Below are 24,098 nucleotides of genomic sequence, written 5' to 3'. Positions count from 1 at the left end.
CCTAGTGGATCCAGGCGAGCCAGGCACGGGCGCCCACAACCATGGCGCCGAACAGCAGCGCGCCCGAGACCAGACGCCACCACATTCCAGCATGCCAGGCCCAACTCGCGCCGAGGCCTGCAAGCACGAAGGCGGCCGGGCTGGTGGCGTGCTCGACCCGGCTGATGAACTCCCAGGCGTCCTGCTGATAACGGACGTTCCCCGGGCCCAGGACGCTCGCCATCAAGAACGCGGCGCCCGTCGCGCCCCACGCGGCGACGACGAGCACCAGCCGATCACAGACGTGTGTAGCCCACAGCCGCCACACGCCGATGGCGGCCAGCACGAGGACAGGCCAGCCGAAGTTGGCAATCGTCTGCCTGGCCGCCTCCATGGTGCGGCCCATCAACGGGATCGTCGTGCGGCCAAGCGCCGGCTGATCCGCGGCAGCGGGCTTCGGGTTCGCTCCGGTCGCACCTTCGGACATAGGCGGCGTTGACACGACGGTCGTCGCGATGCCCAACCGCGAGATCTGTGTGCGATAGACGCTGCCGAAGTGACCCCAGTAGAGCGCGACTGCGAGCAGCACTGCGACAATCGTCGCCAGCAGGACCGACCGGGCGGCTTGCCGGAGCGACGGTCCGCCCAGCCAGCGGAACAACAGCCACGTCGCCGCAAGAGTGGCCATCAACAGCGCGAACGTGCTGATGTGCGAGATGAAGGCCAGCGTGGACACGAGTACCAGGCCAATCACCTGCCCCGGCTTATCGGGCGTGAGTGCCCAGACGGTCACGAGCGCCATCGCCGCAAGCGCGACAGACTGGCCGAAGGCGTTCGTCAGGTTCGCGTTGCCGACGACGCCAAACGACAGCGGCAACAGACTCACGAGCGCCACGCCAATTGCCCCGGCCAGCCGGTCACCCCAGGCCCGGACAATCATCGGATAGAGCAGCGCGCCGGCAGCCACCTCGGTCGCGCAGACGACCACGCGAAGCAGCGTGACGTAGTCCCTCGTGATCCACGACCACGGCGCAGCGAACAAATACAGCCCGATGGCGTATGGGAATGGCGTCGCGCTTGTGGAGAGTTGCGTGAAATAAAAGCGACCCGCCAGCACCCACTCGAAGCGGTGCGCGTGGAACACGGCATCGACGAGCGGTTTGGACGGTTGAACAAGCGCCAACAGCTTCAGGTAGAGCGACACCGCCGAACACACGACCACAAAGCGCGCTGCGTTTCGCAATGGCCGTTTCCGTGCCGCCTCGAAAAGCCATGCCGAGACGAGCATCAGGCCGGCGATCCAGACGACGAATCCATCGGCCTTGCTGAGCAACGATCCGAACGGCGAGATGCCGTTGGCAACGACGTGGGCCTGGGCCGCCGATACGAACGCCGTGCCCGCGAGCACCGCGACGGCGGGCAGTCCCATCCCGGCAAGCGCCGCCCCGAACGCGCCTCCCCCGATTGCGGCCGTCTGCATCGCGCGGGCCGGCGGCAACACGAATCCCCCTTCGGATGGGCGGCAGGCGATCCGATCCACCTGCACGCCGAGCGCCCGCGGATCTGACTGGCCAGGCACCATCACCGATGAACTGGTCAGGGAGAGCGTCAGCCCCGATGTCCCGCGACGGATCGGTATCGCGATCCCGGCCTCCGAGAACTCATTGGTGGCCTCGAACACTGAGCCGGGGCCTCCGTCTGCGGCGAGGGTCAGCCGGGGCTGTGGAATGGCGTTCGAGCGCGCACCTCGAAATCGCACGCTGCACGACCAGTTGACGCGGCGATCAATGCCTGCGAGCGAGACATCCGCCCGACGCATGGTCCACACGAAGGCATGCGGGCCGTCGTGCTCCGGCGGATAGAACCCGGTCGCGACCGCCGACAGGTCCGCATCCATGTTGAGATCGATGGCGGGGTTTCTCGCGTACGACGCCACGACGAACACGACTCCCAGAATCGCGCCAATCACGGCGGCGACCGCCGCGCGGATCACCAGACGAATCATGCCCCGGGTCTCTTCCGAAGCCAGATGAGGTTGATGAACGCCCATCCCCGAATGGGCAGCAACAGCGTCAAGGCGGTGTGCAGCCATTCCAGTCTGACCGGGTTGCGCCTGACAAGCGCCGTAAGCACCGGCACGGTGGGGAAGATCCCCCGGCGATGTGCCACGGTGAATCCCGCCCGCGAGGCCATCGCGAGATACTCATCCACTGGGCGATCGCCGGGATGCTTGGCCGCGCTGGCGGTCCTGATGAGGCGGCCCGTAAAGAGGAAGTGCACGCGGGACTGGAGGTGCGCGAGATTCGGCACCGAGACGAGTGCCTCGCCGCCGGGTTCCAGCACGCGACTCAGCTCTTCGAAGGCGTGGGCCTGCTCGTCGAGCCTCAAGTGCTCGAGCACGTCCAGGCACAACACGCGTTCGAATGTTCGATCGCCAAACGGCAGGGCGGTGACCGATCCTGTCTGAACTCGCGCCGACCTGTAATTCAGGTCCACACCCTCAATGCGAAGCCTGTCGGCATACGCATCAACAAGCACGCCCTCGCCGCATCCGGCATCCAGCACACGCGTGCCGGCCGGCAAGCCATCCAGGTACGTCTTCACCGCGCGGAGCTTGGCGAGATAGGTGGGGCGATAATCCCAGTGTTCGTCCGGGGTGCGATGGTAGTCGCCGCGTTCCGCGTACTCGCCTCGGCGCGCGCCGGGATCCTCAACGTCCATGTCGGGTCATTGTAGCGCGGGCGAGAGGGACCCGCCTCATCGCCTCTCCGTCAGCACATCCTGATAGACGGCCGCGAAGCGGCTGGCGACGATGCCGGGGCTGAACTCGCGCGCGACGACCGCCGCCGCTCCCGCGGTGGCACGGACAGGGTGGCGCAGAAACGCAGCGATGGCACGAGCGATGGCGTCCGGATCCTCGCGAGGCACGACCAGCACATCGGATCCGAAAAGACTCGCCAGCTCAACCCCTCCGGGATGATCGGCAGACAGCACGGGCGTGCCGCTTGCGAGCGCTTCGACCGCCACGGTCGGGCACGCTTCGAGCAGCGATGGCAAGACGAACAGATCCGCTGCAGCGTAATAGTCCGCTACCGATCGGTTGTCGACCAGTCCCGCAAAGGTGACGCGGCTGGCGACGCCCAACGCGTTCGCCTGCTCCTCGAGTTCGCTCCGGAGCGGGCCTGTGCCGCAGATCACGAGCCTTGTGTCGGGCGCGTCCCGAAGCACGGCCGGCATGGCCTCGATCAGGTACCGCTGTCCCGCGAGCGGGTGCAGGCGTTTGACGTTCAACAGGACGAACCGCTCGGCAATCCCCAGCGATCGTCTGACCGCCTGTTGCTTCGCCCTGTCAGGCCGGGCGAACTGATCCGCCACCGGCGGATAGATCACACTCAGCCCTTTTCGCTGGAGTCCTCGTCCCACCGCGTAGTCCAGCAACCCGCGGCTGTAGAATGTCACGCGAGACGCCGACTGATACGCGCGCGTGAACAAGTCGGGACGCGGCCACCGGCGTTGGTAGTGCCAGATCTCGGTCCCATAGAGCGTCATCACGACGGGCTTCCGCTGCCGCCCGGCGATCCAGGCTGCCAGTTCCGGCAGCAGGCCATTGCTGTGGACGTGCACGATATCCGCACCGGCTACCACCGGCGCGATCATCTCCCGCATGCGGCGGGCATCCGCGATGGCTGACAGCCCAATCGCGTGGGCGATTCCACCGGATCGTGGCCGCGCCTTCACCCATGTCACGCTGCCTGGCAGCGCTGCGGCGTGCACCGCCAATTGAGATTCCGTCGCTCCGGTACCGCTCGGGTCCACGGTGCGAGGCGGATGGGCAATGTAGTCGATGCTGTCCCCGGCTGCGCGGGCCCATGTGCCGAGATGGAAAGGCAGCAGGGAGTTGGCGGCCTGATCGGGAGGAAGATGAGCCGTGACGTGACAGATGTGCATCAGTTCCGCGTGTCTGGAGCCGACGCGTCAGTCGCGCTTGATCGGCCCCTTCGGCGGGCGTGAGCGAGCGGCACCGGGCGAACGATCGCCCGGGACCGCAGCACCGACCGCGTCAGGCGCCTCGAGCCCGCCCTGTATTGCAGGCTTGACAACGACGCGCACGCGGCTCACCTCGCGATCCTGAACAAGGAACACCAGATCGAAGTTCCCCAGGAATCCCGGCCCAGGCTGCCAGGAGAACACGCCGGTTTCCGCGTCAAGCGAGGAGCCCAGCGGGAGATGGCGTCGCTCGCCACGGATGTCCTGATGGCCGGTGTAGCCACCTCCGGCAGACGGCAATCGTAGCTCGATGGCGCCGCCCTGGCGAACCTCGATCACGGATGGGCCATCGCCGGCGGGCACCACCGGTTGCCAGGCGCCCCCCGATATCTTGACGCTGGGGGGTTCGGCACTGACCGCCGCGGCGGCCACGGCCACGGCCGCTGGCGCTGAACGGCGGGCGGCCGCTGCCGGCGCCCCGAGGGCGGCACGCGCAGCACCCGCGCCGTTCGACACCGTAAAGAACCGGCTGCCGATGCCATCCTGGCCACCGCAACCGTCGGTCACCAACCATCCAATCAGGTGCACGCCGTCGCTGAGCGTCGTCGTATCGATCCAGACGGAACCTCCCGCGTGGCTCGAGTCGGTGAAGCCCGGGAATGCCGCAGCAATGTCTGATCGCGCGCCGAGGTAGGTCACCGGAACAGCCGGCCCGGAATCGATCCCCATGAGGACGCTGCCGTTTGCAACCGAGCAGGATGAAGCCCTGTTGGGTGTCAGTGCCCAACCGAAGCCATAGAACGCCCCGGACACTGTCGCGCCATACCCCGGCGTATCAATCGCACCGAACGGTTTCGTCGCGTGTGCGTTGTCGACGGTGATCGTCTTGCTTCCGAGTAGCGTGTTCAGCCCGTTGACGTCGTACCCATATGCGTAAAGCTTGTAGGTGATGGCACTCGAGGAGTCCACCTGGCCCCACAACCCCCACGACAGGAGCAGGTAGCCCCAACCTGCGCGGGCGGCATTGGGATAGTTGCTGTACGCGATTTCGACATCGGGTCGCGATCCGGCGACGAACAGCGGATTGGCGATGAACACCTTGCCGTAGGCCGGATGAGTCGGATCGCTGGTGTAGGCATTGCTTGAGGGCTCGCCGCTGACGAGGTCGCGCCAGATTTCCACCCGAGCGATTCCCGTTTCGTCGAGCGCCCAGCCCGTGACCGCAAAGGATCCCTGGAGACCGGTTGCGCCATCGGCTGGCGTGTCGAATGCCCCGAACGGGGCCAGGCCCGAGGACGCCACTTCGCCGAGCAGTTGCACCCGCAGCGTCGTGATAGTTGGGCGGTAGACCACCAGGAACTGGCCTGCGGACGGATTGGCCGTCAGGGCCGGGATTCCATCCGTGGTCGGCACAGTCGACGCTGTGAGGACTGTTCCGTTGAACGGCGTTCCAGCCCCGTCGAGGCCCTGCGCCCAGATGTCCGATGACGCGCCTTGGGCCACGATGCCGAATGCGTCCAACCCGTTGTTGAACGCGAGATCGAGCTGCGATCCGGTGCCGCTCGGGACCACCGGCTGGATTGTGCCCGCCGTCACTGCGCCCGCCGCCACGGTGGTTGTCTGCGGAATGTCGTCCCGCACCCAGGCGACAACCCAGGTCGTCTGGGTTGAGTTGTACGCCACTCGAGCCATGCTGCGCGCACTCGAGCCGCCAGATTCGATGTCGAAGCGGGCCGTGGTCGCGGTGCCGGTGAGGTCAACCCAACGAGCCCAGATGGCGTTGGTCCATGTCCGGCCGACAACCAGGCATGCGCTTGGCCCGCACGCGATCTCCGGCAACTCCGGTATCGCCGTCTCCGTGATGAGCGTTGAGGCCGCGGCGACCGGGCCACTCTCGCCAATGCTGCGAATCATCACGTGTGACGCGCCATCCCACCAGGTCGTGAGGAACGTGTTCGACGAGGGCACCTCTGCTGAACTGCCGGCGTTCGCGTTGCCTGAGACCCAGCTCAGGTTGCCGAGTGTCGAGGGTGTACCGAGCGTGGCCGTGCCGCCAGCCACAGGCGACACCGGACGCGCCATGCGAGTTGCGCCGCTCGTATACGTGACGAGGTACGTGCCGCTTGCACTGCTGTATGCGACGCGCGGTGCGAGTCCGTTCGCGATTACAAACGCGCTTCCGGCGGCCTGGCCGGCCGAATTGAGGAGCACACCCTTGACCTCTTGATTCCACGTGCTCCACACCACCAGATACTGCAGCATCGTGGAATCGAATGCCACGTCGAACGCGTCGATGCCCGTGGTTTCGCCGATGATCTGCGAGCCCGTGCCCACCGGTTTCAACGCGCCCGTTGAGGGCTCGATCAGGTTGAACGTCGCCGTGCACGTGATGTTCGCGTTGACCGTGACGCTGCCGCCGGCACAGCCCGTGCCGCTCCAGCTGCCAAACCGTGATCCGGTCGCAGGTGTTGCCGTCAGGGTCACCTGCGTTCCGCCGGCATAGACGGCGCTGCAGGTCGTGCCGCAGTTGATCGTGCCTGGATTCGACGTCACTGTGCCCGTGCCCGCGCCAGCCTTCGCGACCGCCAGCGTGTAGCTCGACTGCGTGATCAGATTGAACGTCGCTGAGCAGGTTGTTGGAGCGGTGATCGTGACACTGCCGCTCGCGCAGCCGGTTCCGCTCCACCCGGCGAACACCGAGTCGCTTGCCGCCGTTGCCGTCAGCGTCACAACCGTGCCGTTCGCGTACGTGGCGCTGCAGGTGGTCCCGCAGTTGATGCCGCCGGAATCGGACGTGACGGTCCCGGACCCGGTACCTGTTTGCGTGATTGACAGCAGGTAGCCGGAACTCGGCTGGACGAGACCACTCTGGAGGAGCAGGACGCGCAGGTTGGTGACGTCGTGTCGATAGACGGCGAGGAACTGCCCCAGCTTCGGATTGGCGGCGGCGGCGGTCCAACCGTCCGATGTCGGCCCGTTCGAGATCTGTACGTCGCTCCCGAGCGGCGCACCGGTCGCATCCAGCTGCTGGGCGAAGCTCCGCCAGTCCCAGCCGCCCATCACCTTGACAAACGTCTGGGTGCCGCTGTTGTACGGCATCGTGGTGAAGCGGCCCTTCGCCGAGCCGGTGGCGAAGACCGTGCCGCTCGTGTCGCCCGCCGACAGGAGCATGCCCCGCTGCCAGCCCATGTCGAGTATCCACGTCAGAACGTACTTGCCGATCGTCGGGCTGTACTCGACCTGCTGGTCGTCGTGCAGGCCGCCAATGTCGAAGTAGAACATGTCGCCGGTCGGCGTCCCGGTCAAATCCAACCAGCGTCCCCAGTTGCCAAACCGCTGCGCCGCGTCGTTGTAGTAGTGGCCAAAGGCGAGGCATTCGGTGGGGCTGCAGGAGACGTCGGGGAAGTCGTGCGCTTCACCATTACCGACCCTGGTATTGAGCACCACGGTCGTCCCCAGCGTGCCGTCCAGCTTGATCGACCGCAGGTAGGCCTGAGAGGGCAGCCCCCCTGGCGCGTCCCGCCATGTCGTCAGGTACAGCCCCGTACTTGGGACATAGGTGGCCTCGCCGTAGGACAACTTGCTCCACGTCATCGGGCCGAGCACCAGCGGCGTCGGCGTGAGCTTGGTAGCGGCGCCGGTCCCGGCATACCGGAGGAACATGGCGCTGCGCGAGTTCCCGGTGTTATAGGTCAGCAGGAAGGCATTGTCGGCCGCCCCGTAGATGACGCGCGGCTCGAAGCCCGGCCCGATCGTAAACGTGGTCCCGACCTGGTTGCCGTTGACATCCAGCCAGAGGCCTTTCATGATCTGCGATTGGCTGGGCGTCCAATAGGTGTTGTAAACCACCAGGTAGACGTCGTTGGTCAAATCGAAGGCCGCTGAGTACGACGGGGCCTCGATCCAGTACGCGTCCTCCCGGGCCACCTCATGCGTCGTCGTGCCCGTCACCGGCGCCAACTGCGCAGACGCCGGGCTGGCGAGACCAGCCGCCATCACGGCCGCAAACAACACACCACAGGAGTTACGTATGGAACGGGACACGGCGGCCCTCGAGAACATCTCGCTGAAGCGAAAAAAACACGAACCAGCAAGTGAGACTTGTACTGTATGCGAGAATTGTACCGTGTTCTTGTGCCATAATCGAGTCGAATTGTGCCATGGCTTACGCCTGCATGAACTGGCATGAGGCGGCCGCACCACGGGCTGTGTGGTCTATCGGTCACAGCGTCCGCAGGCGTTAGCCGTACGGGATTGTCTGGCCGAAAGGCCGGGCGTTCGCCGCTGAGCCGCATCTCGCCACTTTCGGCCCGAAGGTTCTTGCTGGCTTCGGCGGATCCGCTTCAAGGGGGATGACGTGAACAAGCACTTCGTGTTTGGACTTGCCGCGGTCGGGCTTACGCTATCGATCGCAGGTGCGACGGCACAGGGCCCCGCCCGTCCAGGCGCCGCCAGTCCCGCCTCAATCGGCAAAATCGCCCCGGCCCGGATTGCTGTCGTCGATCTGGCGGCCGTCGTGCGGGCGGTGTCAGGAGCTGCAGGGGAGTCCATCGATAGCCTGCGCGCGAAGCGCATGGCGGAGCTCGACCGGCAGAGAATTGACGTCCACGCCCTCGAAATGAAGATCACCGAGGGCAGCGGTACGATGACGGCGCAGGCGCGTCAGGACTTGCTGCAGGAGATTCGGCGCAAGCGCGATGCCCTTCAGGAGGCGGAACTGCGCGCGGTGGGCGAGATCTCCACCCGAACCCGTTTTACGGAAGACAGCATTCGGGCGCACATCAAGTCGATGGCGGCAGCGCTCGGCTATCAGCTCGTGCTTGAACGCGGCGCCGCTGGGGTAATCTTCAGCGCGCCATCGATCGATATCACCGCCGACGTGGTGAAGTCTCTGCAATCGAAGCCGGCCAAATAGAGGGTGATCGATTGGAGACCACCGCGCGGTTGGGATGGCGTGGCAGACTCCGCTGGTTCGGGGTCTTCGTCGTGTCACTCGCGGTGGCCTGGATCAACTTTCTCTCGACGGCCCGCTGGGCCGCCGAGCCTGGGGCGCTGCATGGCTGGCGCCTCCCCTGGTACGGTTCGGCGCTCGGCGTTGCAACGATTCTTGGCATCTGGTGGTGGCGTCGTCCGAACGCGACTGCTGACGGCGGTCGGATGTCGGGATTCACGCTGGCGGCGGGATTGGCACTGCTGACCGCCGCATTCCTGGCGGCGTTTCCTCCGATTACCTGGACCCAGATTCCGTTCTACGACGACTGGCCAGGCCTGCTTCAGCTGACCGCCAACGGTGTCGAGCTCCTGCGGCACGGCGCGTTGACGGGTTGGAATTGGGCTTTCCTCGGGGGCTACCATACGTCGTCGGATTTCAGCCAGAGCCTGGCGGTTACAGCCTACATGCCGTTCTCGCTGTTTGGCCCCGAGCTCGGGTTTCACGCCCTGCTCGCGCTGTTCACTGTACTTGTCCCGCTTGCGGTCTATCTCGACATCAGGCTTGACGGTGACGACCAGATGACGCGACTGGCGACCGGGATCGCGTGCGTGCTGACGGCGGGCTATTTCGCCACGATCATGCGCAGCGGCATGGCCAATTCCGTGGCCGGTGCGGGCTTTACCGGATTGGCGCTGGCTGGAAGCCACGCGGCGCGTCTCGGCCGACGATGGGGCGGCCCGTTGCTCGTCGCGGCGTTGACTCTGGTGCTGTATTCGCACGCCGCGTTCTACCTGTATGCCGCGGTGCTGCTGGCGATCGAAGCGCTGTTCTATCGCAGTTGGCGCGTCGCGTGTGTTTCGGCGGCGGGGCTGAGCATCGCTTTCATCGGCGCACTTCCCCTGCACTGGGAAATCCTGAGGTACCCCGAGTACTTCCACGCCAATAATCTGTATTGGACCGCACCGCCGGCATTCGACTGGGCCGGGTTCGTCACGAATGCTTATTACGCGACCGAAATTCTGACGCGTCCATGGCGCTGGTTCAACGACTACGTTGGCGCCGCCCACATCTGGCTGCCGGTTGTGGTGGCTGTGGCATTGGCACGCCGTTCACGTCCGGTCTTTTACGCGTGGGCTACGCTGGCGACCGTGCTCATGCTGCGCTTGAATACGCCCCAGCTTGGCATCCTGCTGTCCCGCGAACTCTATCTGTACCCTCTCGTCCTCGCCCCGGTGCTCGCGTATTTCGTGACGAAGCTGCCGACGCGGCCGGCCGTCGCGCCGGCCGTCCTGCTGGTGCTGGGACTCTTCGTCGCTGTGCCGTTCACCCGGGTCTGGCATCTGCCAAACGTCAACGCGTTCAACGAAGCGCTGGTGGAGCACATCAGCAGAGCTCGTGGCGCAACTGTGCTGCTCGAGAACAACCCCCACTGGAACATGATAGCGACGCCTGGCGCGCGGAGCGAACGGTCCAGGTTCAACAGCCACTACGAGTCGTTGCTGCCCGCCGCCACAGGCAAGCGTTTCTTCGGCCAGCCCCAGGATGGTTTCCACCGCAGCGCGTTCCGCGCTCACTCGCTCGCCGGTGGGGCGTTCCGCGGCCGCGCGATCGCTGATACGCCGCCGGCGGAGTTTGCCGAGACGATGCGACGATGGGGCGTGGCGAACCTGTTCGTCTGGTCGGATCCTGCCATCCGCTACCTTGACGCGAGTCCGCTGTTCACGCCGGTGTGGGGAGCCGACCCCTGGCGGGAGTACGCCGTCGTGGATGCCGACATCCGAGATGTCGTCACACCGAATGGCCGCGCGCGGCTCACCCGCTACGATGGACTCGGGGCGACGGTGGCGCTGGAGGACGTGCGTGCGAGAGATCACGTCGTCATTCGGACCCACTACTATCCCGCCTGGGCCGCAACTGCGAGCGGCCGGGACGTCGCGCTGTTCGACGAAGGTGGCCAACTGGCCTTCTCCGCGCCGGCTGACGGCAGCTACTCGGTGGAGATCGAGTACCCTCGACGAATGGGCCTGGTCGCGATGTCCTGGTTGACGGTCTTGGTCGGCGCGATCGCGCTCTCGGTCATTGGTTCCAGACGACGACCTGGCGCCGAGGTGGTCATCGACGCATCTCCGGCCGAGATCCGATCATGAAAGCGACGACCTTTCGGAACGGTCGCACCGGAGATTGGGTGCTGCCCGGCGTGGCGATGGCCGTGTATGTCGGCGTCGGCGTGTGGCTGCTCCGCTTCGTGTTTCTGTCGGACTTCTTCCAGATGATCTGGATCGCGGACGCCCAGCGAGCCTGGGTCCCGACCGCGTTCGCCAACGGTTTCCTCGGCATGGGTTATCCGTTGACGTTGAACGCCGTCACCCAGGTGACCGGCAACATTCTGACGTCCGGAAAACTCATCCAGGCCGCGTCCGGCGCGGCGATTCTCGCGATGCTGCCCGCGCTCACCAGGGGCGCTTTCGGGGATGCGGCCGGCAGCCGCCTCGCGCAGGGGCTGCTCGCCATCGATGCTGTATTCTTCTTTGCCGCGACCGGCGAGACGCCAGACCTGTTTGCGACGGCCTTCATGGTGGCGGGGCTGCTCGTGGCAACCCGGTACGTGCGGCGGCCCTCCGTCGGCGCCGCGATCGGCGTCGGGGTCTGCCTGGGTCTCGGCTACCTCGTGCGGTACCACAGCCTGCTGCTGCTGCCGCTTGTGATGGCCGTGATGTTCGGCCTCGCACCCGAAAGGCGATCGACGATCTGGTGGGTGCTCGGAGGATTTGTCCTCGCCGCCGCCCCGCAATTGGTAGCGAGCGGCGTTGTGCAGGGCAACCCGCTCTACAACCTGCACATCAAAAGCGTGTCGATGGGCTACTACGGAGTCGGTTCCGACTTCGTCGAGAAGACACGGTCCTACACGCTGGTGAGAGTCCTGACCGAGAATCCCGCTGCGGTCATCAAGCAGTACTCCATCTTCGTGATCCGCTACTTCACCGAGATTGGCGGCGCGATGCTGTTGCTCGCCGGCGCGATTCTCGCGAAGCGGCGTGAGGCTCGAGGCTGGGCCGTGCTCGCCCTGCCGGCGATCGCCCTGACGTTCCTGCTCGCGGCCAAGTTCTACACGGACAGGGCCATTCTGTTCCAACTGGTGATGTGGTACGTCGTGGTGGGCAGGGTTCTGGTACAGCTGGCCGCGCCATCGGAATCCCGGTACTCGAAGGCGATTGTCGTGGCGCTGGCACTGGCCCTGTCTGCCTCGTCGCTGGTCGACGCCGGGCGCACGTGGGGTCGCATGACGCGTCTGAAGGTGAGGAATGACGAAATCACAGCCGTCCTGCGCAGCCACCGGATTGAACGGTCACGTCAGGTGTTCACGACCCACTTGTCCTATTACCTGGCAGATGATCCCGCCGGCGGAGCCTTCTATCCGCACGACACGTGGCTGCTCTACGATGAGAACTACGCAAAGGCGTTTCCGCACAGCTATCTGACCGACCTGGCATCGCTCGACCGGTTCGTCCAGGAGCACCACGTGCGGTTTCTGCTGCTGGGTCCCTTGACGGCGGAATTGTCGCCGACGATTGATACTGCGCAGCGGGCTGGTGACCTGGGGCCTGGGTATACGCTCCTGCGGCGGTGGCCCGATCTCGTCTTGTTCGAGCGGACGCAGGCGGCGCGTGACGACCAGTGACGCCATCCTCGGACTTCGAGACCGATTCTGTTCCGCTGGTGAGCCGAGCGCGGGCCACCCGGCGCGTGGAGCACGGCATGGGAACTAAGGGCGGACCGCGGCTCGACCTGGTCGTCGTGATGCCCGTCTACAACGAAGAGGCCTGCATCTCCGGCGTCATCGATGCCTGGCTCGATGTCCTCGATAGACTTGGGGCGCGCACCCAACTGCGGGTGATCAACGACGGGTCGACCGATGGCACACGCGCCGCGCTCGACGCCTGCCAGACCGATGCCCGCGTCTGCGTTGTGCACAAGTCGAACAGCGGCCATGGTCAGACGATTCTCTCGGGGTACCGGGCGGCGCTGTCGGCGGCGGACTGGGTGTTCCAGGTCGACAGCGACGGCGAATTGGGTGCCGGCGATCTGGAGACGTTCTGGCGCGCACGCGAGCGGTGGGACGGCGTCTTCGGCATCCGGGTGAACCGGGCCCAGTCGGCAGGCCGAGCCGTCGTCAGTTCGGTGTCCAGGGCTATCGTCCGGGTGTGCTTTGGTGCGACGGTGGCTGATGTAAACGTGCCCTATCGCCTGATGCGGACGTCCGTGCTCGCAGATTTTCTCGACCGGATTCCATCCACCTCCTTCGCGCCGAATGTCATGATCTCCGGGGAGTACGCGCGGCGGAAACTGCGGGTGCTGAATCTCCCCGTGGTGCATCAGCCTCGGCAGACCGGGACCTCGTCCATCGCGAGCTGGCGTCTGTATCGAAAGGCCGCCCGGGCCGCGATCGAGACCCTTCGGTATCGATTCACCCAGGACGCGGCATCACCAACCGGGAAGGACCCGCGCCGATGACCCCGCGAGCGACCAGCGCAGACCCGCGCATTGTGATTGTGGGAGCCGGTCCCTGCGGGCTGGGCGCGGCGTGGCGGCTCACCGAACTGGGTCGTGGCAACTGGACACTGCTCGAAGCCGAATCCGCGCCAGGCGGACTGGCGACGTCCATCCTGGATCCTCAGGGGTTCACGTGGGATCTCGGCGGCCACGTGCTGTTCTCCCACTACGAGTATTTTGATCGCCTGATGGACGATCTGCTCCGCGACGGCTGGCTGGATCACGTTCGGGAAGCCTGGGTGCGGATGCGCAAGCGCTTCATTCCGTATCCTCTCCAGAACAACATCTGGCAACTGCCTCCCGACGATCTGATTGCCTGTCTCGACGGGCTCGTTGACCGGGCCACGAGCCGTGAGCCCCTGGAGCCGCCCGCATCCTTCGACGACTGGATTCGGCAGCAGTTCGGTGAGGGGCTCGCCCAGGTCTTTCTGGTCCCCTACAACGAGAAGGTGTGGGCGTATCCTCCGACGGAGATGAGTGCGACGTGGGTCGGCGAGCGTGTCGCGACCGTGGACCTCAAGCGGATTCTCAAGAATTGGGCTGAGCAGCGCCAGGAAGTCTCGTGGGGGCCCAACACACGGTTTCGGTTTCCCATCCATGGCGGCACTGGGGCCATCTGGAACGCCCTCTGGCGACGACTGCCTTCAGGATCGGCCCTGCTGCACACACGTGTGGCGGGTATCAACCTGGACAGGCGGGAAGTCTCCACGACAGACGGCGCGGTTCTCCCGTATGACTACCTGATCTCGACGATGCCGCTCGACCTGCTCCTCCGACATCTTCCGGGTCTGGGTCCGGTCGCGACGTTGGGGGATCAGTTGGTGCACTCGGCCACGAACGTTGTCGGCATCGGCCTCTGCGGCACCATTCCCAGTCACCTGGCGACGAAGTGCTGGATGTACTTTCCAGAGCCACACGTGCCGTTCTATCGCGCTACCGTCTTCTCGAACTACTCTCCCAACAACGTCCCTGACGCCCGGCTGTACTGGTCGCTGATGTGCGAAGTCAGCGAATCTCCGCGTCGGCCCGTCAGGCAGGACGATTTGATCGCCGCCGTTCTCGCTGCCTGCCGCGGAGAGGAACTCATGCCGCCCGATGCCACGGTCGCGAGCCTCTGGCAGAAGCGGCTTGAGCACGGGTACCCCACGCCGTTCATCGGCCGGGACGACATCCTCGACACCGTTGACGAGGCGTTACGTGAAAATGGAATCTGGAGCCGGGGAAGGTTTGGCGCCTGGAAGTACGAAGTGTCCAACCAGGACCACGCACTCATGCAGGGCGTCGAGGCGGTGAATCACCTGCTATTCGGGTCGGAGGAACTCACGCTGCGCCATCCCGACGTCGTGAACGGACCTGGCCGCTAGCGGCGTTCCCAGAGGTCATATCGCGGCAGCGACTCGACCTGTCGATAGTGCTGCCACAGCCAGGGTCCGAGTTGAGGATCGGCAAGAAACCACGCGCGCGAATCCTTTCCACCCGGGCCCGCATCGTCGCGCTGGAGCGCGACCAGCGCCGGCGGTGTTCCGCGCAGATCGGCGAGCAACCCGATCGAACCATAACCGGCGTGACGCTGGCCGAACGCACTCACCACCGGCGTGGAAAAAAATAGCCGCGAGGCGCTCCGGCGTTCGGCATACACGTATGCGGCCGGAGAGAACCCGAATACATACACAGGGTCGGCGGGCGCCGTGCGCGCCCGGATCTGTGATGCCAGGTCCCGCAGATCGGGCACCGAGTACTTGTCTCCGGGCCGGCCGCCAAACCGTGTCAGGTAGGTCGCTTCATCGATGCGGCCGACAAGGCGGGCGCTGTCCCACGTGGTGGCGTTGACGCCGTCCGGGATCGACACCACCCGGGACACGGCCCAGACCGCCAGGGCCACCAGCAACAACCGGCTGGCACGTGGCATCTTCCCCCAGATTTCGGCGCCCGCGATCCCGGCCACGAGTGCCAGCGCCGGGGATGCCTGGATGAAATACTGGGGAAGTCCCCGGCTGCCGTTGACGGCAATCGCAACACACGCGACGGCGATCCACACCAGCGGCACAGTCAGAGACGGTCGTCTGACACATTTCCACGCCACCACGAGGGACCCCGCACCCCCGAGGAGCCAGAGACCATCGACGCGAGCCTGCCGCACGGGAAACGTCGCCAGGAATCGCACAAACGCAAAGGGGCTTTCGTAGGTGGCCTGACTGTAGCCGAGGTTAAAGGCCACCGTGGCATCCCAGAAGTCGCGGAACGCGCCGAGCGCGGCAAACACGACCGGCACCATGAGCAACGGAACGGCCAGGCCGACCACGCTCCAGCCGACAAGTATCAGTCGCTCTCGAAGCGGCACGGGTGCGCGTTCCTGCTGATCGGGCGGCAGAAACACCGCGGCCCACACCGCGACGACAAAGATGCCAGCCTGGTACTTGACCAGCGCTGCCGCACTGATCAACACGCCGGCGACCAGCACCCGCCTCACTGGTCGGGTGACCTGCGCCGATCCGGCGGCGCGCAGCGCACACCAGACGGCCGCAGTGACGAATACCGCGATAAACGCCTCACCCTGGCCGCGGACGCGAACGCCACCGTAGCGGGCCAGGGATGGATTTCCCAGAAAAAGGAAGAGCGCCGCTGCCAGCGGCCCGGCGCCCCTCGAGGCCGTCAACCGAGGGGCCATCGCCAGCAGCAACAGCGCGACGCCGGCCGCCAGTGCGGCGTCGGTCAGGGGTACGACGCCTTCGTTGGGCCACACGTACCACATGAACGCATAGGCAAGATGGAGCCCCGGCGGCTTATGATCCCAAACGTCCCGGTACGGCACGTCACCGGCCAGGATGCGTTGGCCCACGTACGAATACGCGCCCTGGTCCAGTCCGAGGGGCTGAACGACGGCGGGAACGCGGAGCAGGACCAGCAGGGCCAGCCCGGCCAAGATCCACGCCGGCAGCGGCCTCATGCACGGGCCTCGCGCGCGCTGCCGCAGTACTGCGCGCGGAATTCGGCAAACGTGGCTGGCACCGCGCCGAGTTCGTTCACCGCGTACGCCAGGAACCGGTCGAGGCGATCGCAGAAGTCCCGCAACTCCGCCTCGGTACGGTTGTAGGGACTGCCGCCGACAATGGCCTCGCTCGAGTGGAAGAGCAGATTGAGCACGGGAACCCGGTCGCGTGTGAGGCGCCTGGCGAGGGCGCACATGTCCTCCAGCGACGAGTAGGACGGCCTCAGCCACTGCACGCGGGCGACTCCCAGTTTCCGCAGCACGCGCTTGGTGGTGTACGGCCATGGCGCCCGCGCGTAGCACCGTTCGATCACGGCCGGCACCCGCCTGTTGAGTCCAGCCGACGCTGGAATTTCCAGGAGATTGCTCGTACCGGCGACGGTGGGATCATCGTACGCGAGAAAGTACGGTGTCGGAGGCGCACCGACGAAGTCAGGGCCGCCCTTGTGCCTTTCGTAGAAGAGCGGCGCCACGCTCGACTCGATGCGATAGCCGGCGCGCTCAAGATCGGAGACATGACGGGCGGAGAACCCGAACCGCCCGGATCGGTAGGACACCGGCCACTCGCCAATCTGATGCGCGATGGCGACGCCGAGCGCCCTGATCTGGGCCGCGAACCGATCGGCCGGCAGTTGCAGCGCGTACTGATGCCGCTGCACGTCTTCGCTCGTGCACGGCGGTGTTTCCCAGACGTGGTGGTGAGCCCCGATCTCGCAGTCGCCGCCCGCGCGGAGCCGGCGCAGGACATCGGCCGATCTCGAATCGCTCACAACGGGGTACGTGACGAGGTAAGTCGGCCTGACGCCGTGGCGCCGGAACAGCGCGTGAAGAATCGGCAGCGCGTAGATGTTCTCGAACCGCTGGTTCACGCGCGATTCGGCCGACCACTGGTTGTCGCCTTCGGTGTCGATGCCCACGAGCAGATGCAGCATGGCAGCCGTCCGGCTCCTACCGGTCCTGGTCCGAATCGCCGAGTGTCACGTGCCAGCGCGCCGTGCTCGCATAGAAACCAGGCGGCACCTCGATCGCGTTGATCTTGGCCATGAACTCCATCGTCGACTTCACCTGGAAGTAGCCCGACCGCTTCATGATGCGGCGGAAACCCTCGTGCAACGCGAAGGCGCGGATCTTGTCCGAATCGGCGCGTCGTGCCTCCTGGTCCACCCAACGCAGGATCGTCTTCACCCCAAGATCATCGTCGGGGTGCGCCAGGAAATCGACGAGCAGCGTCACCCGTCCGCGAGGTTCGCGCACGTGGCGGTAGACCGCGTACCCGTGCACTTCTGATCCGCGCCGGAGTGCGACCGTCGAGTAGCGGACGTGGGGGGGTTCGAGGTACTTCCAGTTGAGATAGGCCGCATCACGCTTGACCGAGAAATCGAACTTGGGCGCGAGGCGCTTCCACAGCAGCGTGAATTCTTCGCCGAATCGATCAACCGGCACGATCTCGGCCCGCAGGGGCCTCGAGCGCGAAATGATGCGGATCAGCGGATGCGTCAGCGCCGACACGAGACGATTAATCGGCATCGGCCAGTTGGGCCGGCGAAAGGCCCGCCTCGACAGGGGCTTGATCAGGCAGGGCACCGGTCCGGCGTTCGGCCAGTGCAGCTTCTGGAACAGCCGATACGACGCCTCTGACAGACCCAGGCCGAGCGAGGCGCCACCGTGCTGGTCCCACCACCGGAACAGCGCATCGCCGAGGCCCTGGCGCTGGCGCTCGGGCGCAATCATCACGTCCATACCCCACGACGCGTCGATCTCGGCGCCGGCGACCTGCAACCGGACCGGCATCGTCGCGTACTGGCCGACGACAGTCGATCCCTCACGCGCGACCCAGATGAGCGGTCCGCCGGCCGGGTTGTTGGGGTTGTGCGCGTACTGCCACTCCCAGCGCAGGCGGTTCTCGTCGGCGGAGTCGTTGCCAAACACGCGACGGTACATCGCAACAATCGCTCTGGCGTCTTCAGGTCGAAAGGCGTCAATGGATGCCATGACGGCTGTTACTACCCTTCCCGCCGGCGGACGAGCACGTACTCCATGTTGCCAATGACGATGTCCTGCACGAGCGGCGTCTGGCGGAGCCATCGAACAACCGGAGCAGGCGCGCGCCGGAACGTGCCGGTGAGTTGGAGCAGTTCCGTGACGATCGTGAGTTGCGCGCCCCGGATGTGATCGCGCAGGCGGGGCACCCGGACCTTCTCCAGCAGATCGTCGAACTTGGCTCGTCCCTCGCGAGCCAGCTTGATGAACGAATTCTCGTGCTCCGGCTCCCGTAGCGTCCATGGAGCGTGGCGGGCAAGCCAGCTGAACGTCGCAAACGAGGCCCGCCGGCCCAGCAGAAGGTGCAAGGGGATCGGAATCCTGAGCCGCGGCAGATGAGCACCCGCGAAGGAAAGATATGGCGCCGTCGAGAGATAGATGATGCCGCCGGGCTTCAACACGCGCGCCAATTCCTTGAGGTACCGTTGCGCGTCGGCCACATGCTCGATAACGGCGTGGGACAGAACCAGATCGAACGACGCATCCGTAAACGGCAGCGCCTGCCCATCGGCACGGGCGAAGTGGAGGTTTCGGACGCCGCGCTCGGTGGCCAGCCTGTGCCCCGCGTCATCGAATCGCGCCGCCAGATCGATGGCGACGACCTGGTCGACCTCTTCCGCGAACGAGAGCGGCATGCCGCCGCCGCCGCAGCCTGCGTCGAGCACGCGACCGCCGAGCTTCACGCCGGCCTGTTCCAGGAAGCTGATCACCTTGGCGCTCCGGAAGTACTCGAACAGCGCATAGTCGTACTCCGAGCGGAATCGCCGAGTCGCGTACGACTTGATGGCGTCTGTGTCGATCTGGCGCACATGTCCCCCGAACGGTTCCCGCACATCGCCCGAACCCGTCGTGACGCTGCTGACGCTCCGCACAGCGAGGATATTTGTCGGGCAGCCCCGATTCTACCGTAGGCCGTCTGAGCAGCGAAAGGATTCGGGTCGCAGCATTCACTCGCCCGCGTCACAGGGATGCGATCTCGGGGGCGCGGATGCTACACTTTATTGTGGCTGCCCGGTTCGCACAGACGCACGCACAGACGCAGGGAATCGGCGCACCCGCCATCGACCAATCCGTGATCCACCCGCCCAACGCCCGGAGCGTTCTTCTCATGTCGCCGCCCGCCGGCAAGTCGCAGCTGGGCAAGGTGCCGATGCCGCCGCTCGGACTTGCGTGGCTGGCTGCGGTTCTCGAAGAAGACGGTCACCGCGTCGAGATCCTCGATTGTCCGGCCCGCCAGATGGACTACCCGGCACTCGAGCGGGCGCTCGGCGACACGCGGCCGGATCTGGTCGGCATTACGGGCACGACCTGGACGCGGTACGAGCAATTCCGAGCCGCCCGGCTCAGCAAGCGCGTGCTGCCCGACGTGCCTCTTGTGCTCGGCGGCCCGCATGTGACGTTTGCGTCTCGCAATACGCTCGAGAAGATCGCCGAGGTGGACTTCGTCGTCAGAGGCGAGGGCGAGGTACCGATGCGCCAACTGGTGACCGCGCTGGCTGGCTCTGGGGACATGACCGCCGTAGCGGGCCTGTCATTCCGGCGCGACGGCGAGATCGTTGACAACCCCGTCGGGGCCTTCATCGAGGATCTGGATTCGATTCCCGTTCCCGCCCGCCACCTGCTCGATATCCCCGCCTATGGGCAGACGCTCTTCGGCCAGAAGGCGACCACCGTCATGAGTTCGCGCGGGTGCCCGGTCTTTTGCTCGTTCTGCTCGACCTCTGTGATGTGGGGCGTCCGCCATCGCCGCCGCTCGGCCGCACGCGTCGCCGACGAAATCGAAGATCTGCTCGGCCGGTACGGCCTGGGCGCCATCTGGTTCTTCGACGACACGTTTACGCTCAATCGCGCGCACGTGGTCGGCATCCTCGACGAGATCGAACGGCGCAAGCTGCGGTTCACCTGGTACTGCGAGATTCGTGTGAATACCGTCGACTTCGACCTGCTGAAACGGATGAGGAGTCTCGGGTGCCGGTTCGTCTCCTTCGGCGTCGAGACCGCTTCGCCGGTGATGCTCAAGCGGATTCACAAAGGGATTAAGCTCGAGCAGGTCGAGCGGGTCCTCGACTGGTGCAAGAGGCTCGACATCTATACGAAGGCATTCTTCATGTTCGGCCTGCCTGACGAGACGTTCGAGGACGGCATGATGACGGTGCGCTTCATGAGGCGCACCAAGCCGCTCATCAACCAGCTCGCGCTCGGCGCCGGCTGCAGCATCATGCCCGGCACCGAGGTCGAGCGCTACGCCAGGCAGCGGGGCCTGATGGCGGAGGATTTCGACTGGACCAGCGAGCGGTACTATCCGGAGAACCGCATGAACAACCGGCCGATCGCGGTGCCGACGCTGCTGCAGCCGCAGATGGGCCTTCGCGAGCTCAACCGGCTGAAGTTCGAGTACTACGGCGCCGGGGCCATCAGCGGTTACAACCTCCGCGCAAGGCTGGGCGCCATGCGGTCGCCCGCCGACGCGTGGAACCTGTTGAAGCTGGGCGTGGTCTTTCTCGGGTACGTGTTCCGGCGCGGTGTCCGCCCGCGAAGGGACGAGTCAATCGAACAGCCGCCCCAATAGCCCTGCCGACTGCCGTCACGCGCCCGGTCGTTCAAGCTCGACCTTGCAGCATCGCCGGCACACGGGGAACAGCTTGTGTTCGAGCAACTGGCGGCGCATGGCCGCATAGCGCTCTGACGTCCACACCTGTCCCAGCGTCTCGGTGGCAAGATCCCCCACCACGACCCGGATGAACGGGCAAAAGTAGACCTTGCCGCTGAAGCCCACGCGGGCATGACGGAACGGGTAGAGGCACCGTCCTGAGAGCGACGTTCCCGGCGTGTAGTACGCGTCCACAAGCTCGGGTCGCACGCGCGGACGGAAATCGAACTTGATGCCTCGCTCGCGGCATTGTCTCTGCAGTGCGTTCACCTGACTGCTCACTCGGGCGGGCGCGACGCCTGGATCCCGTGTCACGTACGTCGCGATGACCGCCGGGTCGGCCACGCCGAGGATCCGAAGCGTCTGGTCCACCTCTTCCGGCGTGCTGTACATCAGGTGGTTCAGGCCGATCGCGTCGACGCCGAGATCGCGGGCCACGTCGGCCATGCGATGGAGCGACTCGATACTGTCGGCGGCGACGGTGGTGTTGATGCTGACGCGAAGCGGCGCCCCGGTTCGGCCGGCAGCCGCCCGGAGACGTCTCACGCCCCTGGCCGTTTGCTCGAAGGTCCCTTTCGCCCCGCGTGCCACGTCGTGGATCTCGGGAGGACCATCAATCGACACGCTGATGTGTTTGACGAACCCTTGGATGGCCAACTGCGCGAGCGCCTCCGCCCGCTCGTCGGTGATGGCGGTGCCGTTGGTGGTCAGATACCCGCAGACGTAGCGCTTCCGGCGAAACAGGTCGAGTGCGGCGACGATGTCCTTGCGAACGAAGATCTCGCCGCCGGTCAAGCTGATTTGAAGTCCCTGGCTTTCAGGGAACGCGCGGTCGAGCCGATCGAGCGACAGTTCCTCCCGCCACTCGCCTTCGACGTTCAGCAGCGCACCGACGTAGCAGAACGCGCAGTGCAGGTTGCAGCGCATCGTCGCTTCGAACACGACGCCGCCCGGCAGCCGCCCGGCACTGCCGTCGCGTCTGGCCAGGATACGCCGGGCGCCACGCTCGAGCCGCCAGGACCGGACGCGAGCCCAGACCCGGTTCACGGCCGGAGATGCACGCAGGACTCGCGCGAGCGGATCCAGCAGGACATGCAGGGGAGACATCTGAACTATTCTATATTGGCGACTCGTGGCGTACACTTTTGCGGCGGTTCCCGGGCGTCGATATCATCGAGCGCGAGTGGAAGTACTTTGCCATGCGCCAACGGCTGCACACTCTGCCGGCCAGCATCGGAACGCCCACCAGGAGCCGCTTTATCCTGGCCGTGGCCCTGGCCTGCCTTGTGGGCCTCGGATTGCGCGGCGCCTTTCAGCCGGCTGACCCGCCGTCTCACGCCACCGTCGGCATCGTCTGGCACGACGAGGGCGTGTGGGTGCATAACGCCCGCAACCGAGTGCTCTTCGACCAGTGGCGCACCGACGGCTGGAATCCGATGTTCGTGTCGCCGGTCTTCACGGGGATCGAGTGGTCGGTCTTCAAGGCCCTGGGCGTCGGGCTGAGCCAGGCCCGGCTGCCGTCGATTCTCTTCAGCGCGCTGTCGGTGCTGGCATTGGCCGTCGGAATCCGCAGCGTGGGAACCCGGTCGTCGGCGGCGATCGCCGCGTGTCTGGCCGCGACCAACTACATCTACGTCATGTACGGGCGCGTCGCGCTGCTCGAAGCCACCATGATTGGCCTCATGGTCATGGCGTGGAGTGCGTATGCCGCCTCCCGCCGGCGGCCGGTGCTCGGATTCGTCGCTGGCGCGCTGGCCGTCACGTCGTTTTGCACCAAGGCGTCGGCCGCGTTCTTCGTTGTCGGCCTCGGACTCGATTGCTGCTGGGCGCTGTACCGCCACGTCGCCGCAACGCGATCCGGCGCCACCGAGAGCCAAGACACCGCGCAGGAGGCGCGGGCGGCAGGATGGACGCTGACTGGCCTCGTCGTCTTTTCAATGGCGGCGCTGCTGGCATTCGTCATCCCGAACTGGTCCGAGTACGCGTTCTACAACATCAAGCTGTACGGTCAGCGCAGAGCGGCGTCCGGGTTGTCGGTGGTCATCACCCGCGCCAGCTGGTTCCCGATCGTGCACGACTTCTTCACCCGCATGCTGGCGCTGACGTGGCTGTCAATGGCCGGGCTACTCGCGGGCCTGATCGACTGGAAGCGTCGGCCGGCTGGCGATCGCCTGCTCTCACTCTGGCTGGCGCTCGGCGTCATGGAGTTGATCCTTCAGGACACGGGGAACGAGCGCCGGTTCGTGTACCTGATCCCCGCGATGATCGGCGTGGCCTCTCTGACGCTCGGCAGGGATCGCCGGCTGCTGCCTGAGCACGTCCGGGAGTTGACGCTGAAGCAGGCCTGGTGGCTCCTGCCGATTGCGGCCTTCGCCCTCTACACGGGTTGGGGGGCGCTCGCGAGACTGCCGTTCCTCTACGAACCGAAGCCGGGGGTCCGGCTGGCGGCATTGCTCGCCGTGATCAGTCTGGCTGGCGGGCTCGCGTTCTGGCGGCGGGGCGTGGGACGTTTTCTCACGACGACCTGGATGCCGGCAAGCGCGCTGGCCGTGGCCGCGGTCATCGTGGCGGGCGATCTGGCGCAGTACACGCAGTGGGCCGCGGGGCGCACCTACAAGAACGTCGAGGCCTCGCGAGAGGTTGGGCGATTGCTGCCCTGGGGCACGCCGGTGCTCGGGAAGCTGGCAAACGGGCTCGCGCTGGAGAACGGCATTCGCCCCCTGTACGTCGGTTTGCATTTCGGCAACTACGACGACAAGGAACTGTGGGCCAGGGTTCCCTATGTCCTCACCTACCTCGCACCGCGAATCGGGTATGAAGGGGAGACGATCCTCGAGGTGCTTCACGCGTCACCAGGCTGGCGCGTGACGGCGCGATTTCCGGTCTCGGAATCGACTGGCGGGCGCGACCTCGCGGGGTTGATCGTCAAGCCAATCCGCGCGAGCCCGCCGATGAGCAGGTGACAGGCC

16 protein-coding genes are annotated in these 24,098 nt (G+C 65.8%); 7 read left to right on the top strand and 9 right to left on the bottom strand.

The annotated features are described in order from the left end of the window. Position 1 precedes the first annotated feature (1 nt). The 4 genes from NTV05_14335 to NTV05_14320 are packed head-to-tail and all read right to left on the bottom strand — an operon-like array spanning position 2 to position 8,010. Positions 2 to 1,984: a hypothetical protein gene (locus NTV05_14335; GenBank protein ID MCX6545575.1), complete on the bottom strand. Its 1,983-nt coding sequence runs from the start codon at positions 1,982 to 1,984 to the stop codon at positions 2 to 4. Continuing rightward, complete coding sequence (locus NTV05_14330; GenBank protein MCX6545574.1) at positions 1,981 to 2,700, bottom strand: methyltransferase domain-containing protein; 720 nt, start codon at positions 2,698 to 2,700, stop codon at positions 1,981 to 1,983. Before NTV05_14330 ends, NTV05_14335 begins: the two co-directional genes overlap by 4 nt. A 36-nt stretch (positions 2,701 to 2,736) precedes the next feature. Next, positions 2,737 to 3,927 carry a glycosyltransferase gene (locus NTV05_14325; GenBank protein ID MCX6545573.1) on the bottom strand — a complete coding sequence of 397 codons (1,191 nt, stop codon included), beginning with the start codon at positions 3,925 to 3,927 and terminating at the stop codon, positions 2,737 to 2,739. 27 nt (positions 3,928 to 3,954) lie between these two features. Then, positions 3,955 to 8,010 (bottom strand): hypothetical protein, encoded by a 4,056-nt coding sequence (locus tag NTV05_14320; GenBank protein ID MCX6545572.1) that lies wholly within the window; start codon positions 8,008 to 8,010, stop codon positions 3,955 to 3,957. 313 nt (positions 8,011 to 8,323) lie between these two features. On the opposite strand from NTV05_14320, the gene NTV05_14315 reads away from it, so the two are divergent. From NTV05_14315 to NTV05_14295, 5 genes are all read left to right on the top strand, one after another. After that, the gene (locus NTV05_14315; protein ID MCX6545571.1) at positions 8,324 to 8,881 is read left to right on the top strand and encodes an OmpH family outer membrane protein; all 558 of its coding nucleotides are present in this window, start codon (positions 8,324 to 8,326) and stop codon (positions 8,879 to 8,881) included. 11 nt (positions 8,882 to 8,892) lie between these two features. Continuing rightward, positions 8,893 to 11,046: a hypothetical protein gene (locus tag NTV05_14310; protein ID MCX6545570.1), complete on the top strand. Its 2,154-nt coding sequence runs from the start codon at positions 8,893 to 8,895 to the stop codon at positions 11,044 to 11,046. Further along, on the top strand, positions 11,043 to 12,578 hold the full coding sequence (locus NTV05_14305) for a glycosyltransferase family 39 protein (protein MCX6545569.1): 1,536 nt from the start codon (positions 11,043 to 11,045) through the stop codon (positions 12,576 to 12,578). The genes NTV05_14310 and NTV05_14305 overlap by 4 nt, the downstream gene beginning before the upstream one ends. Before the next feature lie 77 nt (positions 12,579 to 12,655). Then, positions 12,656 to 13,411 carry a glycosyltransferase family 2 protein gene (locus NTV05_14300; protein MCX6545568.1) on the top strand — a complete coding sequence of 252 codons (756 nt, stop codon included), beginning with the start codon at positions 12,656 to 12,658 and terminating at the stop codon, positions 13,409 to 13,411. Further along, a complete protein-coding gene (locus NTV05_14295; protein ID MCX6545567.1) occupies positions 13,408 to 14,814 on the top strand; it encodes an FAD-dependent oxidoreductase in 1,407 nt (468 codons plus the stop codon). The genes NTV05_14300 and NTV05_14295 overlap by 4 nt, the downstream gene beginning before the upstream one ends. Here the strand turns inward: NTV05_14295 and NTV05_14290 are convergent. From NTV05_14290 to NTV05_14275, 4 genes are read right to left on the bottom strand one after another with little or no spacing between them, the layout of a single operon-like run. Continuing rightward, entirely contained in the window at positions 14,811 to 16,397 is a 1,587-nt protein-coding gene (locus NTV05_14290) for a hypothetical protein (protein MCX6545566.1), read from the bottom strand. The two genes, NTV05_14295 and NTV05_14290, sit on opposite strands and share 4 nt — an antisense overlap. Continuing rightward, positions 16,394 to 17,371, bottom strand: coding sequence for a hypothetical protein (locus NTV05_14285; protein ID MCX6545565.1), 978 nt, complete (start codon positions 17,369 to 17,371; stop codon positions 16,394 to 16,396). The genes NTV05_14290 and NTV05_14285 overlap by 4 nt, the downstream gene beginning before the upstream one ends. 16 nt (positions 17,372 to 17,387) lie before the next feature. Continuing rightward, the gene (locus tag NTV05_14280; protein MCX6545564.1) at positions 17,388 to 18,431 is read right to left on the bottom strand and encodes a GNAT family N-acetyltransferase; all 1,044 of its coding nucleotides are present in this window, start codon (positions 18,429 to 18,431) and stop codon (positions 17,388 to 17,390) included. 11 nt (positions 18,432 to 18,442) lie between these two features. Next, positions 18,443 to 19,351, bottom strand: coding sequence for a class I SAM-dependent methyltransferase (locus tag NTV05_14275; GenBank protein ID MCX6545563.1), 909 nt, complete (start codon positions 19,349 to 19,351; stop codon positions 18,443 to 18,445). Between the two features lie 116 nt (positions 19,352 to 19,467). On the opposite strand from NTV05_14275, the gene NTV05_14270 reads away from it, so the two are divergent. Further along, a complete protein-coding gene (locus NTV05_14270) occupies positions 19,468 to 21,048 on the top strand; it encodes a radical SAM protein (GenBank protein ID MCX6545562.1) in 1,581 nt (526 codons plus the stop codon). Positions 21,049 to 21,063: 15 nt separating this feature from the next. Here NTV05_14270 and NTV05_14265 read toward each other — a convergent pair whose 3' ends face one another. After that, on the bottom strand, positions 21,064 to 22,236 hold the full coding sequence (locus tag NTV05_14265; GenBank protein ID MCX6545561.1) for a radical SAM protein: 1,173 nt from the start codon (positions 22,234 to 22,236) through the stop codon (positions 21,064 to 21,066). A gap of 38 nt (positions 22,237 to 22,274) precedes the next feature. Here NTV05_14265 and NTV05_14260 point away from each other — a divergent pair, with 38 nt between their 5' ends. Continuing rightward, the gene (locus tag NTV05_14260) at positions 22,275 to 24,092 is read left to right on the top strand and encodes a glycosyltransferase family 39 protein (protein ID MCX6545560.1); all 1,818 of its coding nucleotides are present in this window, start codon (positions 22,275 to 22,277) and stop codon (positions 24,090 to 24,092) included. Positions 24,093 to 24,098: the final 6 nt, after the last annotated feature.

The sequence above is a fragment of the Acidobacteriota bacterium genome (assembly GCA_026393755.1).
In the GTDB taxonomy this organism is placed as follows: Bacteria; Acidobacteriota; Vicinamibacteria; order Vicinamibacterales; family JAKQTR01; genus JBAXOX01.
The sequence above is the reverse complement of the archived record's forward strand: the minus strand, read 5'-3'. Positions and strand labels throughout refer to the sequence as shown.